This is a genomic window from Escherichia sp. Marseille-Q3837 (genome assembly GCF_916618735.1).
Lineage (GTDB): Bacteria > Pseudomonadota > Gammaproteobacteria > Enterobacterales > Enterobacteriaceae > Escherichia > Escherichia ruysiae.
On record NZ_CAKAKC010000001.1, the window covers coordinates 4,469,896 to 4,485,803 of the forward strand.

Annotated in this window: 17 protein-coding genes; 2 read left to right on the forward strand and 15 right to left on the reverse strand. The window is 51.2% G+C overall.

Annotation, left to right across the window (positions count from 1 at the left end; genetic code table 11):
- Positions 1-11: 11 nt before the first annotated feature.
- Together frsA and gpt are read right to left on the reverse strand one after the other, a co-directional pair.
- Positions 12-1,256, reverse strand: coding sequence for an esterase FrsA (frsA, locus tag LG381_RS21400; RefSeq protein WP_000189561.1), 1,245 nt, complete (start codon positions 1,254-1,256; stop codon positions 12-14).
- A 92-nt stretch (positions 1,257-1,348) separates the two neighbouring features.
- Positions 1,349-1,807, reverse strand: a complete 459-nt coding sequence (gene gpt, locus LG381_RS21405; protein ID WP_001291989.1) for a xanthine phosphoribosyltransferase — start codon at positions 1,805-1,807, stop codon at positions 1,349-1,351.
- 260 nt (positions 1,808-2,067) lie between these two features.
- On the opposite strand from gpt, the gene pepD reads away from it, so the two are divergent.
- Positions 2,068-3,525: a cytosol nonspecific dipeptidase gene (pepD, locus tag LG381_RS21410; RefSeq protein ID WP_032224563.1), complete on the forward strand. Its 1,458-nt coding sequence runs from the start codon at positions 2,068-2,070 to the stop codon at positions 3,523-3,525.
- A 54-nt stretch (positions 3,526-3,579) separates the two neighbouring features.
- On the opposite strand, the gene prfH is transcribed toward pepD, so the two are convergent.
- From prfH to lafA, 13 genes are all read right to left on the reverse strand, one after another.
- Positions 3,580-4,194: a peptide chain release factor H gene (prfH, locus tag LG381_RS21415; RefSeq protein ID WP_137325928.1), complete on the reverse strand. Its 615-nt coding sequence runs from the start codon at positions 4,192-4,194 to the stop codon at positions 3,580-3,582.
- Positions 4,191-5,330, reverse strand: a complete 1,140-nt coding sequence (locus LG381_RS21420; RefSeq protein WP_225762912.1) for an RNA ligase RtcB family protein — start codon at positions 5,328-5,330, stop codon at positions 4,191-4,193. The genes prfH and LG381_RS21420 overlap by 4 nt, the downstream gene beginning before the upstream one ends.
- Before the next feature lie 317 nt (positions 5,331-5,647).
- Positions 5,648-6,100, reverse strand: a complete 453-nt coding sequence (locus LG381_RS21425) for a GNAT family N-acetyltransferase (protein WP_137325930.1) — start codon at positions 6,098-6,100, stop codon at positions 5,648-5,650.
- Positions 6,097-7,152: a DNA polymerase IV gene (gene dinB, locus LG381_RS21430; protein ID WP_001226214.1), complete on the reverse strand. Its 1,056-nt coding sequence runs from the start codon at positions 7,150-7,152 to the stop codon at positions 6,097-6,099. Before dinB ends, LG381_RS21425 begins: the two co-directional genes overlap by 4 nt.
- Positions 7,153-7,280: 128 nt before the next feature.
- Positions 7,281-8,186, reverse strand: coding sequence for a putative lateral flagellar export/assembly protein LafU (gene lafU / locus LG381_RS21435; protein WP_225762913.1), 906 nt, complete (start codon positions 8,184-8,186; stop codon positions 7,281-7,283).
- Positions 8,187-8,188: 2 nt separating this feature from the next.
- Positions 8,189-9,052, reverse strand: coding sequence for a flagellar motor stator protein MotA (gene motA / locus LG381_RS21440; RefSeq protein ID WP_001169518.1), 864 nt, complete (start codon positions 9,050-9,052; stop codon positions 8,189-8,191).
- A 15-nt stretch (positions 9,053-9,067) separates the two neighbouring features.
- Positions 9,068-9,784 carry a FliA/WhiG family RNA polymerase sigma factor gene (locus tag LG381_RS21445; protein ID WP_225762914.1) on the reverse strand — a complete coding sequence of 239 codons (717 nt, stop codon included), beginning with the start codon at positions 9,782-9,784 and terminating at the stop codon, positions 9,068-9,070.
- A 19-nt stretch (positions 9,785-9,803) separates the two neighbouring features.
- Positions 9,804-10,271: a flagellar basal body-associated FliL family protein gene (locus tag LG381_RS21450; RefSeq protein WP_105280666.1), complete on the reverse strand. Its 468-nt coding sequence runs from the start codon at positions 10,269-10,271 to the stop codon at positions 9,804-9,806.
- Between the two features lie 7 nt (positions 10,272-10,278).
- Positions 10,279-11,346, reverse strand: a complete 1,068-nt coding sequence (locus tag LG381_RS21455; RefSeq protein WP_225762915.1) for a flagellar hook-length control protein FliK — start codon at positions 11,344-11,346, stop codon at positions 10,279-10,281.
- Entirely contained in the window at positions 11,343-11,654 is a 312-nt protein-coding gene (locus tag LG381_RS21460) for a flagellar protein FliT (RefSeq protein ID WP_225762916.1), read from the reverse strand. The genes LG381_RS21455 and LG381_RS21460 overlap by 4 nt, the downstream gene beginning before the upstream one ends.
- Positions 11,655-11,658: 4 nt before the next feature.
- Entirely contained in the window at positions 11,659-12,051 is a 393-nt protein-coding gene (gene fliS, locus LG381_RS21465) for a flagellar export chaperone FliS (protein WP_225762917.1), read from the reverse strand.
- Positions 12,052-12,073: 22 nt separating this feature from the next.
- Positions 12,074-13,390 carry a flagellar filament capping protein FliD gene (gene fliD / locus LG381_RS21470; RefSeq protein ID WP_225762918.1) on the reverse strand — a complete coding sequence of 439 codons (1,317 nt, stop codon included), beginning with the start codon at positions 13,388-13,390 and terminating at the stop codon, positions 12,074-12,076.
- 265 nt (positions 13,391-13,655) lie between these two features.
- A complete protein-coding gene (lafA, locus tag LG381_RS21475; RefSeq protein WP_225762919.1) occupies positions 13,656-14,570 on the reverse strand; it encodes a lateral flagellin LafA in 915 nt (304 codons plus the stop codon).
- 484 nt (positions 14,571-15,054) lie between these two features.
- Here lafA and LG381_RS21480 point away from each other — a divergent pair, with 484 nt between their 5' ends.
- Positions 15,055-15,897: a winged helix-turn-helix domain-containing protein gene (locus LG381_RS21480; RefSeq protein ID WP_225762920.1), complete on the forward strand. Its 843-nt coding sequence runs from the start codon at positions 15,055-15,057 to the stop codon at positions 15,895-15,897.
- Positions 15,898-15,908: the final 11 nt, after the last annotated feature.

A 15,908-nucleotide genomic window follows, 5' to 3' on the forward strand; every position in this document is an offset into this window, starting at 1 on the left:
TTAGCAAATTTTTAACACAATCGCTTTTCGAGCCAGTTAGTAATTTCCTGGAGTGCTTTGTCAAAATTCCGATACACCGGATTAAATGGAATTTCTAACAATTTACCGTCAGCAGATGACGAAGTGATTAATCGTGAATCCTCTTCCGGGCTGAACGGATCGTTCTTCCAGAAGCCTGATAACATTGGCGTTGGGCAGCGACGCCCCAGCAACCCTTGCACTTTCAATGAATAGCGATTCAACTCTACACGTAACGCTTCGTCGGAAGCATCGTGCATCCCTAAACGACTCGCCAGAACGTCAAGATACATTTCCGGCACCTGTTGCTGGCAATTAAAATCACTCAGCAAGGTGTGAACCACCGGACCAAGGCAGGCCACAGCTTTCAGACGCGGCGATTCAAGGTAAGCCAGACGTACAGCGACGTTAGCACCAAAACGGAAACCAAAGGCCGCAACGCGTGTGTGATCCACCCACGGCACATTAGGCAGAGCCTTTAACACATGCTGATGCAGAAGGCTGGAATCCTGGGTGAGTTTCCATTTTGAAGAAAAACCAACCGAAGGCATATCGATAGTCAACATCGCAATGCCGCGCGGCGCAAAATAACGCTCATAAAGGGAGTAATAGTCCGTTTGCATCGCATCCAGACCACCACACATTAATACTGTCGGGAACGGACCATCGCCTTTTGGCATATGGAGAAACCCGGTGATGGGCGCGCCCCCTGGCACAGTGAATTCCATTTGCCGCATCGTTCCTGGCAGACGTTGCGCCGCTTCTTCATAAGCGCGGTTTGATAACGTCTGCGCCTGTTCTGCCAGATCATCACCCTTCAGGTGTGGATAGGCAGCAATATTGTACAACGTCGCTGCGTGCAGCCAGTAACGACCGCTGACTTGTGGATTTTCTTCCGCACACGCTTTCTGTTGCCACAACATCGCCTGGGTGGCCCACTCATAAATCCAGTTACCGCCACGGTAACCAATCACCGTATCGTACAAATCATTGTCGGTGCGTTCGGCATCGCTCATCACAATACGCGCCTGGACGTCGAGGATTTCGCGCGGATCAACGCCGCGCCAGATCCACATCAGGCGGTTAATCATGCGATACCAGTGGGGAATAGTTTTGCCATCAAGAGCCGACTGCACAGGCGGTTGTGCACCGTGATTAAAGCGGCGGACAAGCGTCGAGGTTTCAGGGTGTTTAAAGCGGGGTTTGAACAGGGTTTCGCTCAGGTTTGCCTGTGTCATGGATGCAACCTCCAGGAATACTTACTGGAAGCTATTGTAACTCGCCTGCAGTTAAAAAGAACAACGCCCGGCGAAGCCAGGCGTTGAAAAGATTAGCGACCAGAGATAGGCGGAACGAATACCACGCCCATATCCCACGGTTGCTCAATCCAGGTATCTTGTGGGATATCAATAACATAATCATCAACCAGTGGACGACCAGCCGGTTTAGCGAAGATGGTGACAAAGTGCGCTTTAGGATACATTTCACGAATCGCAACCGCAGTACCGCCGGTATCCACCAGATCATCAATGACGATGAAGCCTTCACCGTCGCCTTCTGCACGTTTCAGCACTTTCAGTTCGCGCTGGTTATCGTGATCGTAGCTGGAAATACAAACGGTATCGACATGACGAATACCCAGTTCACGCGCCAGTAACGCACCCGGCACCAGACCGCCACGGCTAACGGCAATAATGCCTTTCCATTGTTCAGAAGGCATCAGTCGGCTTGCGAGTTTACGTGCATGGATCTGCAACATGTCCCAGGTGACGATGTATTTTTCGCTCATGTGAAGTGTCCCAGCCTGTTTATCTACGGCTTAAAAAGTGTTCGAGGGGAAAATAGGTTGCGCGAGATTATAGAGATCTGACGCACTAAAAACCAGTATTTCACATAAGTCCGCGTCTTTTTGCGCACTGCTACTACCTGTCGCTGGATAAAGTGGTATTCTCAAACATATCTCGCAAGCCTGACTTGTGCTGACAACATTTTCTGCTAACCCTGTGACCTGCAATACTGTTTTGCGGGTGATCGACAAGGAGACTTAACGTGTCTGAACTGTCTCAATTATCTCCACAGCCGCTGTGGGATATTTTTGCCAAAATCTGTTCTATTCCTCACCCGTCCTACCACGAAGAGCAGCTTGCTGAATACATTGTAGGTTGGGCAAAAGAAAAAGGTTTCCATGTCGAACGCGATCAAGTGGGGAATATCCTGATTCGTAAACCTGCCACCGCAGGTATGGAAAATCGTAAACCGGTCGTCCTGCAGGCTCACCTCGATATGGTGCCGCAGAAAAACAACGATACCGTGCACGACTTCACTAAAGATCCTATCCAGCCTTATATCGATGGCGAATGGGTTAAAGCGCGCGGCACCACGCTCGGTGCAGATAACGGCATTGGCATGGCGTCTGCACTGGCGGTGCTTGCCGATGACAACGTGGTACACGGCCCGCTGGAAGTGCTGCTGACCATGACCGAAGAAGCCGGTATGGACGGTGCGTTCGGCTTACAGAGCAACTGGTTACAGGCAGATATTCTGATTAACACCGACTCTGAAGAAGAAGGTGAAATCTACATGGGCTGCGCGGGTGGTATCGACTTCACCTCCAACCTGCATTTAGACCGTGAAACAGTTCCGGCTGGCTTTGAAACCTTTAAATTAACCTTAAAAGGTCTGAAAGGCGGTCACTCTGGTGGCGAAATCCACGTTGGCCTGGGTAATGCAAACAAACTGCTGGTGCGCTTCCTGGCAGGTCATGCGGAAGAACTGGATCTGCGCCTTATCGATTTCAACGGCGGCACACTGCGTAACGCCATCCCGCGTGAAGCCTTTGCAACCATCGCTGTCGCAGCTGATAAAGTCGACGCGCTGAAATCGCTGGTGAATACCTATCAGGAGATCCTGAAAAACGAGCTGGCCGAGAAAGAGAAAAACCTGGCATTACTGCTGGATTCAGTAGCGAACGACAAAACTGCGCTGACCACCAAATCTCGCGATACCTTTATTCGCCTGTTGAACGCCACCCCGAACGGTGTGATCCGTAACTCCGACGTGGCAAAAGGCGTGGTTGAAACCTCACTGAACGTCGGTGTGGTAACCATGACCGACAATAACGTACAAATTCACTGCCTGATCCGTTCTCTGATCGACAGCGGTAAAGACTACGTGGTCAGTATGCTGGATTCGCTGGGTAAACTGGCAGGCGCGAAAACCGAAGCGAAAGGCGCATATCCTGGCTGGCAGCCGGACGCTAACTCTCCGGTGATGCATCTGGTACGTGAAACCTATCAGCGTCTGTTCAACAAGACGCCGAACATCCAGATTATCCACGCGGGTCTGGAATGTGGTCTGTTCAAAAAACCGTATCCGGAAATGGACATGGTTTCTATCGGGCCGACTATCACCGGACCACACTCTCCGGATGAGCAAGTTCATATCGAAAGCGTTGGTCATTACTGGACGCTTCTGACTGAACTGCTGAAAGAAATTCCGGCGAAGTAATTATTTGATTTGCTGCCGGATGGCGTTTAATCGCCTTCCGGCAGTTTCCCTTCACTATCCTTCGATAAAAGCCATCCCTGTAAATGTCCGTCGCGGGTTACCACGTTCAATCTGGTGATGGAACATTCGCCGCTGCGATTTCAGCGTTGCGCTATTTTCCTGTTGCTGTTGTTCCAGCTTCCAGGCAATCAGTAATTGTGCCAGCCGTTTATTGGCATGCTGGCTGCGCTCGGACTGTACTTTCACGCTAATTCCGGTTGCCAGATGCGTGGCGCGCACCGCCGAGTCGGTCTTATTAACATGTTGACCGCCCGGCCCCGACGAACGCAGCGTCTCATACCGGATCGCATCGGATTGCTCCTGCTCATCAGCGGTAAAACGCCCAATACCCAGAAACCAGTTTTTGCGCCCATGATGAGGCCGATACGGACTCGGACAAATCCACTGAATAGTGCCACACCAGCTTTCGCTTAATGCCCATGCGCTGTCGCCATCAAGTGAAATCAGCGCCGAACGCAGCGTGTCAGAATAGCGACCCGTTTCTGTTTCCAGCACCGTTACCGCGACGTCTTGTCGGGTAGCTTCTTTAATCAACCTGTCCAGCGCCTTTTTGACTGCGAGACAACATTCTTCCGGCCCCTGAGCTGAGGAGAGTTGTAGCAAAATCATCCTTTTTTCCCTCCACTGTTTTTGAGCGTCAGCACCGGACGCAGCCGCGCGACAGGAATAATTAAACCGGCCTGCACCAGACATTGCACCACGCTTTCTGCCGATTTATAGGCTTGTGGCGCTTCTTCGAAGATGAGTTGTTTATCGCGACAAATTACCCGGCAGCCAAGTTCAGTACGCGAGAGTTGCGTCGCCGTGTATTTAGCTGCCAGCCGCCCTTTACACTCGGTGCGCCCCCATTTACGCCCTGCCCCATGCGCCAGCGAGTGAAGCGTTTTTTCGTTCGCAACAGGTTTAACCAGCCAGGAGTAATCACCGCGTGAACCGGGAATAATCACCAGACCGTTGTCATCCGGCGTGGCACCTTTACGATGCAAGAAACCCTGTTGATCGCCGATTTGACACGCGCTAACAAAGTTATGCGCCACATCCAGAACCGGACTTCCGCTGGCTTTCACCTGTTGCATTATGCGCAGAGCGATCATCTGGCGATTAATACGCGCAAACGCCAGCGCATCGTCATGTTCCGCAATATACCGTAGCGCGTCATCACTGCCTTCAGGCAAACCATGATGCGAAAACGAGGCAATATGTCGCTGTAAAATAGACTGCCCCAAACCCCGCGAGCCGCTATGAACCAGCAGTTGCAGATGCTGCGCATCCAGACCAGCCAGTGCAAACAGTTCCGCGTCGATAATTTGATCAACTTGTTGCAGTTCTGCGAAGTGGTTTCCGCCACCGATAGAGCCAAGCGCGCTGCGCCACGAATGCTGTGCAAACGCTGACGGCAGGTTTTCCTCCAGCCAGCTTTCTTCAGCAACGTCATCCAAAGCTGATAATCGCTTTTCAAACTTATCGGCGTTGTATTTGCGAGCGAGAATATCTGTTTGCCATAGCGCCATGCCGCAGCCGATATCATTGCCGACCAGTGCCGGGTAAAAACGACCAACGGAGAAGAACGCTGCGCCAATCGGGTAGCCGCGTCCGGGGTGTAAATCTGGCATCCCAACTACGCGTTGCATGTTGGGTAAATTTGCCGTGGTGTGTAATTGTTGGATCGCTGAACTCTCGATCCACAGGTCATCAGATGCGATGGTAAATACCGCATCGGATAAGGGACGAATATATTTGCCCATGTACCATTCCATTTATACTCGTCATACTTCAAGTTGCATGTACTGCGACTGCGTTCGTTCACCCCAGTCACTTACTTTCGTAAGCTCCTGGGGATTCACTCGCTTGTCGCCTTCCTGCAACTCGAATTATTTAGAGTATATAAATATAAAAATCAGAAAATGGCAGACGAATCCAGGGCAAGAAAAAAAGAATTAATCCTGGAAAGGTCTGCAAAGAGTCATTGATAAAGGATTTGTCATGATTTACCTCCTTGCAGTTTGTGGAATAAAAAAACGCGCACATATTAGGCGGGCGCTATTTTCATTGCAAGCTGGATTTAATGTTGCTGTTTATATCGCATATAAAAATTAGTAAACCACGCCCCCCGACATTCAACGCGCTGTTGCTTAACCACCTGAAAACCATAACGTTCAAAAAAGGGTTTTGCAGTTATGCTGGCATCCACCGTAAGTTCGGATTCAGACTTAATAAAAGGTTTTAACAAGGCACTGGCGACACCACAGCGGGTGTATTCCGGGTCAACAAATAGCATATCGATATAATGTTCAATACGGGTAATAAAGCCGACCGTTTGTGTATTAATCACCGCAACCCGCACTTGTGATTGTGCGAGTTTCTCCTTCCAGCGAGATTCATCAATCTGCGCCCAGGCGGCAATTTGTTGCGGTGAATAATGCTGACTGGCAGTCATCGTAACCGCTCTAATGAAAATAGCGCATAGTTGCTGAAAATCGCCAGACTGATAGTCTCTTATTTGAATGTTATTCATAATCCCAGCACCAACTGTCTTTCCATTTGCGGATCAAGCAACGTCACATGCAGCCCCACCAACCGTACACCGCGTCCGCCGCGACGTTCATCCCAGGTTTTACGCGCAGTGGCGATTAGGTCAGCTTTATTCAAACGCGGCCAGACATGCTCCTGAGTGGTTTGCTGAAAATCATCGAACTTTAATTTCACTCCCTGGCGGGCGATCAGTAAATCAGGCTTCACCTTTGCCAGACGGCGCTCCAGTTCAGGATAAAGCCGCTCAATAATCGCTTCACATTCAGACCAGTGATGGATATCTTCCGCCATCGTGCGTTCCACACCGACGGATTTACGCAGCCGTTCACTGTTAACATCGCGCTCGTCGATACCCTGGCTACGCTCCCACAAAATGCGGCCAAATTTGCCAAAGCGTTTGAGCAAGGTCACCAGATCACACTTTTGTACATCACCGCAGGTGCGCAGCCCCATCGCCTCTAGTTTTGCCGCTGATACTTTGCCGACACCAGGAATCTTCGCCAGCGGCAACGTTTCCAGAAATGCAGGAACGTCAGCAGGTGTAATCACAAACTGACCGTTGGGTTTGTTCATGTCAGAGGCGATTTTGGCGAGAAACTTAACCGGCGCCACGCCCGCAGAAGCCGTCAGGTGCAACTCGTTAAAGATTGTCTGACGGATTTCCTGGGCGATGAGAGTCGCAGAACCGTGGCAATGCACGCTGTCAGTGACATCGAGATAGGCCTCATCCAGCGACAACGGCTCAATGCGCGAAGTGTAACGCGAGAAGATTTCGCGGATATGATTTGAGGCTTCTTTGTAGGCGTCAAAGCGCCCCGGAAGCAAGGTGAGGTGCGGGCATAATTTGAGCGCCATGCCGGTCGGCATTGCGCTGCGTACACCAAATTTACGCGCGGGATAATTGGCGGTGCTGATCACCCCCCGACGTTCGCGGCTACCGCCAATAGCAACAGGGATATCGCGCAGGGCGGGATTATCACGCATCTCCACCGCTGCGAAAAAGCAGTCCATATCCACATGAATGATTTTACGCATCGCTCACCTCTCAATACTGGTAAAGTATACAGTGATTTTAAGGTTTGAGAAATGCGTAAAGATTCTGCAATCAGTCCCCTTATTGCCGGATGCGCTGCGCTTATCTGACCAACAGGAGGCCGTTTTTGCTACCCGTGCTGCTTATCCAGTTTTTGCACCAGCGGCTGCACCACTTTATCCCCATGCTGACCAAAATATTGATACAACGTATCGGACGCGCTTTTGGTCAGCACCATAATCTCAATGCGCCGGTTGCCCGCGCTTTGCGGGTTTTTGGCATCCAGCAGCATCTGGTCCGCCATTGCGCTCACCTGCATCACTTTATCTTCCGGCATTCCGGCCTCTTCCAGCACCCGACGGGCCGAAAGCGCGCGGTCACCCGAAAGGTTCCAGTTGTTATAGATATTGTTTTTATAGGCCATCGCATCGGTATGCCCGGTAATAATAATTTTGTTGTCGAGCGAGTCGAATACCGGCGCGAGCTCCACCAGCAGCGTTTTAAAGAACGGCATAATCTTGGCGCTGCCGCGCTCAAACATATTACGGTTCTGGTCGTCTTTAATCAGCACGCGTAATCCCTGGGGAACAATCTCCATCTCCAGATTCGCTTCCATATGCGCATTACGGGCGATGGTGTTGATATTGGTCGCCAGCTCGCCCAGTTCAGTGGCGGATTTCTTCTTCAGCAGCGCCGTTTTCTCGTTCACATCACGTGCTTTTTTCTCGGTTTCTTCCGGCACCGCCACGGTAGTCGGTTTCGGCGGATGAGTCGGGCTTATTTTATTTAACGGCGACAGCCCGCCACCGTTGAAGATCGACTGCCCATGCAGCGCCGCCATAATGCTTTCACGCTCGGATTTACTGACGCTGTTCACAATCCACAGGGTCATAAACAGCGCCATCATCGCCAGGGTAAAGTCGGCGAATGCCACCTTCCACGCGCCGCCGTGATGCCCGGCATGATTCTTTTTGATCTGCCGCCGGACGATGGTGGTTTTTGCCCCACGCTCGCGGCGGTTGCCCGTCTTTCTCATGCTTATTCTTGCTCCAGCATCGCATTCACCCACGCATCGAGATTGGCGAAGGTCGGTTTGGACGCCAGATGCAGCAGCTTACGCCCGGCGTCCACCGCCAGCAGCGTCGGTTTGCCGCCCGCCTGGGCTACCAGCACGGTACGCACGCACTCCAGCAGCGAATGTTCCGCCCGTGCCTGCTGTTCCATGGCGTTGGCGAGCGGATCCATCAGGCAGTAGCAGATAAACACGCCTAAAAACGTACCCACCAGCGCCGCCGCCACTTTCAGGCCAATCAGAGCAATAGAGCCATCGATTGACTGCATGGTGATGATAATGCCCAGCACCGCCGCACAAATGCCAAATCCCGGCATCGCTTCAGCGGTACGTTGCAGCGAGCGTGACGGCGTTAACAGAGACTCTTCAGCGGTGTCCAGCTCCTGATCGAGAATGCCTTCCAGTTCATGGGCGTCAATCTTGCCCATCGCCATCAGGCGAAAGTTATCGGCAATAAAAGTCACCAGCCGCTTCTGGGTTAACACCAGCGGGTATTTCTGGAAAATAGTGCTCTCTTCCGGTTGCTCAATATGTTGATCAAGCATCCGCAGACCGCCGTTTTGCACCATTTCGAGCAACTCATACAGGCACATTAAAAGCTGACGCTGAAACTCCGGCCCGAGCTGTTTTTTACTGATCACACCTTTAATTTGATGGGCTATCTCTTTCAGCACATGTTTCGGGTTACCAATAATCATTGCCCCGAAACCGGCGCCTAAAATAATGATCATTTCCGCCGGTTGCCAGATAGCCACTAATTGCCCGCCTGCTTCAAAATAGCCGCCAAATACGCAGCCGAGCACCACCAACAAGCCTAAAATCTTTTGCATGATTTCCTCTTCACATTAATTCGGACAGACACAATCACGAATTTTCTGTGCGATCTGTTTATTCAGTTGACAAATTCTGGCTTCAGTCAGCCCTAATACCAGCGCAATCTCTTTTAGATTCATCTCATGCTGGTAATACATTGAAAGGATCAGTTGCTCTTTTTCACTTAATTGCGCCAGCGCGTATTGCAGCATTTTCTGGGTGACAAACTGCTCTTCCAGTTCTCTGCCCGCAAGCGGAATGCCAGGACCTTCTCCGTTGAGCAACTCATCAAGACTGGCGAGGGTTTCCGCCCCTTCCAGTTGCTGATATTCGAGGTAGTCTTCATGCGAGATCCCTTCCCCGGCCAGTTCTGACCACTCCGGTTCGTGCCCCAGTTTTTTCCGCGTTTCACGAATCAGGTCTTTCATCTGATGATATTTCTGCCGAAGCTGGCGCGGTCGCCAGTCAAGGGCGCGCAGCTCATCAAGGATCGCGCCGCGAATACGGTGCACGGCGTAACCTGCAAAACCTTCATCCGGCAGCCCGTATCGGCGAATGGCGTTAAGCAACCCCATTAACGCCGTCTGCTCCATATCCTGACGGTCAATAATGCAGTTACACTGCGGAGCAAGTTGCCGCACCACTTTACGCACCAGTGGTAAATAGGCCTGCAAATAATGACTCTCCTGCTGCGGGGTTAATACCGGCGCGGCAGCAAATTCTTCTGACTCGAATACGTCCTGTAGCATGTTTATATCCGCCTGGTGATTACTGGAAGACCACTTTTTTCACCAGCAAATCCTTATACGGTGCGCTCATTTTGCGACGCTGCAGATCTTTCTTTAACGCGTCAGAAATCAGTTTGCGGATGGCAGATATTTTCATGCCGCGCAAATCTTCAAATTTCATTTCCGTCAGGCATTCAACCGCAATACTTTGATACAGCGGCTCCTGATGTTTTATTTTTTCCGCTTCTTTGTCACTGGCGACCACCATCACTAATTCTGCCGACAAATAATGGTCAGCGCCGTTATTGTCATGCAGCGTGACAATGGTTTCCGGCAAGGTCACAAATACGCTTTTGCTTTCATCCATCGTTTCCACCGATTCCGCCCGCGCAGCGGCAATCGGTTTTCCTTTTCCGGCATAATGATGCCAGACTCCCCATCCAGCCCCGGCACCGACCACCAGCGCCAGAACGGCGCTGACCACGCCCGCCACCACGATTTTCTTCATATTGCCTTTACACTTTGATCAAAACGGATTCGTTCTGTTGAAATTGAGGCGCATCGTCGAGAAGTAAGGCTGCACTCACCTCCTCCTGCTGATGGCCCGACTGTTGTTGCTGCTGCGACTGCCCTTCGGAGGAGACCTGTACGTTCACCTCCATAAAATTTTGCGCCGTCAGATGTTGTCGGAGATCGTCGCTAAACTGCTGTAACGCGCGGCAGACCTCACTTTGGTTCGCACCGATGTGCACCGTCAGTTTGCCGTTGTCGAGCTGTACGGCAATCTCGAGTTTGCCAAGCGACGGCGGATCAAGGCGGATGGTGGAGATCTGCTGCTGTTTATTGAGCTGAAAGTGGATCTGATCTTTCAAAAGCGTCGTCAGTTTTTCGCCCAGTTCATCCATCGAGAGCGTGGCAGGTCTGCCGGCGATCTCATGAGGATCGCTGACCTGCTCCGGCGTCTTAACCTGCAACACCGCGCGCGGCATCACCGGCTCGCTGTCCGATACTTTTTCCGCTTTACGCTCGACCTGCGGGCGCACGGTCACGCGGTTTGTCTCAGGTTTTGGGCGAGCAGGCTGTGTTGATACGCGTGGCTGCGAGGGTGCAATGGCGCGTAAATCTTCGCTGGCGTAAGTCGCCAGTCTGGCCTGCTGTTCGGGTTTTGCCTGCGGCAACTGGGCGAGAGCCTCCTGCAACTGTGGCGGCAGTTCCTGCGTTGTTGGCGCAAGAGTTTGCTGCGACGCATGTTGTACGATCGCCTTAGCCAGATGTTGCATCACCGGCGATACAGCTACCGTCAGCGACGGCTGCACGGCTGCCTGTTGCGCTTGAGGCGCGGCAGATTGCGGCAGTAACAGCGCCATCAAGGCCTGCATCGCCGCCGGATCGTTCTCCTGCGCACGCGTCGCCTGCTGTTGGGGGGGTTTAGCACTATGCACACGCTCTGCCACCGCCGCGACGGCCATTTTCGGCAGCGTAAACGCAGGCGCGTTTTCCCCGCTCACCGGCGGTAAGATGTCCGTTTTCAGCGATGCCGTTTCTGCAAGCGTTCCGAGCGTGGCAAGCAATGCCGGATTCATGACTTCTCCGAGAATAAATTAACAATTGAGTAGGCCAGTACGCCTTCCTGATGCCGCTGATGCTGTTCCATGCGCGCCTTTAACACATCTGCGCGCTGCTCGCGCCGTTTAATCAGGGCGTTAAACGCGCTGTACAGTTGCGCCTTCACCGCATCCAACTGTGCCGCATCGGTTTCTGCCACCGCGTAGTCGTGAAACTGGCGCATCAACTGCTGATGCAGCGCCGGAAGGCGTCGCCAGCGTTGTTTATCCAGCGCCTCATTCATCGCCTCAACCAGCGCGAAAAGTTGCCTGCGTTGTTTTTCCATCGTCTTAACCCAGCTTGCCCGAAAGCCCTTCCCAGCCTTCACGCAGATTGCTTAAGATGAGCATCACTTCATCGATTTTTTCCGCCGACAATTCACCGCTGGCTTCATATAAACGCCAGACGCAATGGTCATAGAGACGCGAAAGATTCACCACCAGCTCGCCGCCGGTTTCAAACTCCAGCGAGCTAGTGAGCGCGTTGAGAATGTCGATGCATTTGTTGATGCTCTGAGCTTTCTTTTCGAATCGCTTCGCCGCGATATGGCTTTTGGCGCGTTCCAGCTCATCCATCAGGCCGGAAAACAGCACCAGTACCAGTTCCAGAGGTGACGCCGCTGCCGTGCGAGCCGCAAGGTCAATCTCTTTATATTGCGAATAGCCGTCCTGTACTTCGTACATCTTTAGGGATATTCCTTGTTAATTACGCGAATGCCGCCATGCTGGCTTTCATGGTGTACACCTCGACCAGCGTGTTGGTGTACTCCTCAAGATAGCGATCGTAGTTAGCGTTATAGGTGTCAGTAAGCTGGTCGCCTTCGTCCTGAATTTTGCTCATCTGATCGTCAATGTTTTGCTGACGCAGGGTAATGATGCCGTTGCTGGAGTCCGTATAGGTGTCGATCAGGTCATCCATCTTCGCCACCATGCTGTTATCGCCGACAAAAATAGAGGTCAGACCGTCGGGATTTTTCGCCATTTCGTCGTTGAACTGGTCAGAGTCGATCTGCAAATGACCGTGAGAATCGAGGGTGATGCCATAGTCAACAATCGACACGCCGTTGTAGCTGGCATGGGCGATGTCATCGAGCTGGTTCGCCAGTGAACTTAGTCCGGCGTCGCCCGCAAATACCCCGGCGCTGCTACTGTCATCACCGTGGGTGGTCAGCGAATCAACCGTATCAATCAGCGAGTTATAGGCATCAACGAAGGTCTGTACTTTCTCCTGGCTGGCGCTGGAATCTTCGCTGATGTTAAAAGTGGTGAGATCGCTGTCAGAATCGCTAACCTCGGTAAAGGTCATGGTGACGCCGGGGATCACATCATCAAAGGTGTTGCTGCTATTGGTAATGGCGGGTCCGGTGGCGCTGCCAAGATGAATAATTGCGTCCTGAGCGGAGGAAACATCCGTGGGAATGGGCGCACTCGCGCTGTCGTTTGTTGCATCATGCCCCGTTACGCTGAACGAAAACGCGCTTTGCGCGCCGGTGCTGTCTGATGTCAGCATGATGGTGGTGGTGCCGTCGGTTTTCACCAACGCCGCCGAAACGCCTGGATTATCATCGGAGTCGTTAATCGCGTTCACCAGTTCGCTGGCGTCGATAAAACCGTCGCCGTCACCATTCTGATCCGCCGCCGCCAGATCGATATCCATGGTGCTGTCGCCCATCGTCATTTCGAAGGTGCCGGTGGCGGAAAAGGCGTCGTCGCCCATACTGAAAGTGGTCTGCTGTCCCTGTGCCAGTTGTTCAACGAAAAATGAGTAGCTCCCCGCCTGCGCCTGCGAGTTAGCGGAAACGGTCGCCGAGTCATTATTGCTGGAAGCGGCAAAAGTCACCGGGCCGTCGGTATCGCTGTTCAGCGCATCGACAGCACTTTGGAAATCGCTCAACGCCGAGCTGAGCGAGTCCAGGCCGCTGCTTTCGGCATCCAGCTCGGTCTGCTTCTCCTGCAAATTTGCCGCCTGAGTGGCAACATCGGCATACGCAATTTCTTGGGCAATGGTTCTTGGGTTGATCATTGATGACTCCGGATAACGATGTCAGGTTATTGGCAAAAGGCGTGCCAATAATTTTTATGTGAATAATCAATAAATTGGAAAAAAAGGCGGAAAGGCCATTTCCGGTCTGGCGGAAGAGTGCCTGCCGCAGAAAGGACAACACCGCCCGCAGGCGGTGTCTTTTTTCCCCCTCGCCCTTCCAGGGAGAGGGCCGGGGTGAGGGTCAAAGCCCGCACAGCCCCTCACTCTAACCCTCTCCCCAAAAGGTCAAGAGGACAATCCGAACTTACTGCAGCAGGCTAGAAACCATGCTGGACATGCTGTTGGACTGTTTCAGCATGGTAATGCCGGTCTGCATCAACACCTGCTGTTTGGTCATGTTGGACGCTTCCGTCGCGTAGTCGGTATCCATGATGTTACCGATAGCGACTTCGGTGTTGTCCTGCATACTGGTCAGGTTGTTGGCGGTATCGTTCAGACGGTTGATAGACGCACCCAGCTTGGACTGGATCTGAGAAACATCATCCATCGCGGTAGAAATGCTGGTGATCATCTGGTTAGCCGAGCCAGACGCGGTCAGTTCAGTACCGCCAGAAACGCCCGCAGTACCCGTGGTGTCTGCCTGATCCGCGCTAAAGGAGTTGCTGATCGCAGAAAGGTCTGTCACCAGCGTATTCAGTTGGCTTGAAATATTCACGGTCATGGTGTCAGAAAATTCCGCACCCACCTGGAAAGTTACCGCGCTCTGGAACAAGCCGTCAGTACCGGTGTTGCTGGTGCCGGAAACACCGAACAGGTTGGTGCCGCCGTAGGTGGTGTTTTGCAGCATGTCAGACATCTGCTGACCCAGTTCGTCGTATTCGTCCTGCATCGCCTGCAGGTCGTCGTCGCTGTAGGTGCCGTTCGCTGCCTGAGTGGAGAGGTCTTTCATACGCCCCAGTACATCAGACATTTCGTCGAACATACTGTCGGCCGTTTGCAGCATCGCGGTGGCATCGTTAATGTTGCTCAGCGCCACGCCCATACCGCTGGACTGTGCAGTTAAACGGTTAGCAATCTGTTTGCCCGCCGCATCATCTGCTGAAGAGTTAATACGGTTACCAGTCGCAAGGCGTTCCATAGAAGTAGAAAGAGACGCGCTACTTTTGCTGATTGCGTTAACGGCGGCCATTGATGCGTTATTGGTATTCATAGATAACATGATACTGCTCCTTGGGATTAATCGTGTTCGTTTCGATACCCTGTAAAAACGACACCCCACGAGCAAACTTAAAATGACTATTAAAAATTTTTCCGTCTCTTTTATTGGATGCCACTTTTAGCTAAAAAAAACAGAATCAAATTCAGATAAAAAGATTATTAGCAATATATGCCACATGGCCAGGTGACAAAAAATGTCAGCCTCAAATGCTTGTTATCATTCAGATTACTATCAGAAAAATTGATTATTACCCAACGAACTGATGCCAAAATTTACATTGCGTTGCAAATAACACACATTTTACTATTGTGACTCGTCATCCATTTCGTTACATTCTCACGCCATATACAGATTAAGAATAATCCTATTACCATTAAATATTAATTATTACGCGGTAAAACCATCTTCTCAAGGATGTATAAGACTCTGCTTAATGCAGCGGACTATCAGGAAACATTTATCCCTTGCTAAGGTAAACTCAACCATGAGTATTATTATCAATAACTGGCGGATGGACCCGTCGCTTAATGCCTTAATTCATTGTGAAACGGGTGAAACACGTCGTCTTGGCGAATACCATTTTATTTTGCTGGAAACATTAGCAAAAAATGCCGAGACAGTTTTATCGCGATCTTATTTATGTGCTGAAGTGTGGAAAAATCGCATTGTCGGCGGAAACAGCTTGCCGACGGCGATCCACGCCTTGCGTGTTGCCATTGACGATGATGGTAAACAACAGAACATTATTAAAACCATTCCGAAAAAAGGTTACTTGTGCAATAAAGAGTATGTAGCTTTTCCGGAATCATCGCCTGCGGAGGCGCTGATTATTACCAATCAGGTACAGGAAACTGTGCCAGAAGAGATATCTTCGACAACACCGCCTGTGCCTGTTAGAAAAAAACATAAAGGAATGATGGGGCTGGCGTTAACCGCTGCTGTTATATTCGTTGGCTCGACCGTGGGTTATCCACACTTAAAAAGTACACCTGATGCCCCGCAACTGGTAAAAGAATCAATTAACAGTCCAAGAATAAAAATATTTCATCTTAGCTCTGGAAAAGAAAATAATTCCTTACCATTACTGTCACAAACTCTCGCACCAGGAAAAGACAAACTCGATAATTTATTGTCAGCGCATAATATGACCATGACAACCTATTATAAATATGTTCGTAACCGACTGGAGAGTGATATCGTTCTGCGTAACCAGTGCAACGGTAGCTGGCAATTAACCTTTAATGTGGAAAGCTGGCAGAATAGCGATATTAGTAGTGCGATGTATCAGAATTTAGAGAAGTTGTTAAATACTGTGCAGAAATGCTGATGCGCGCCAAC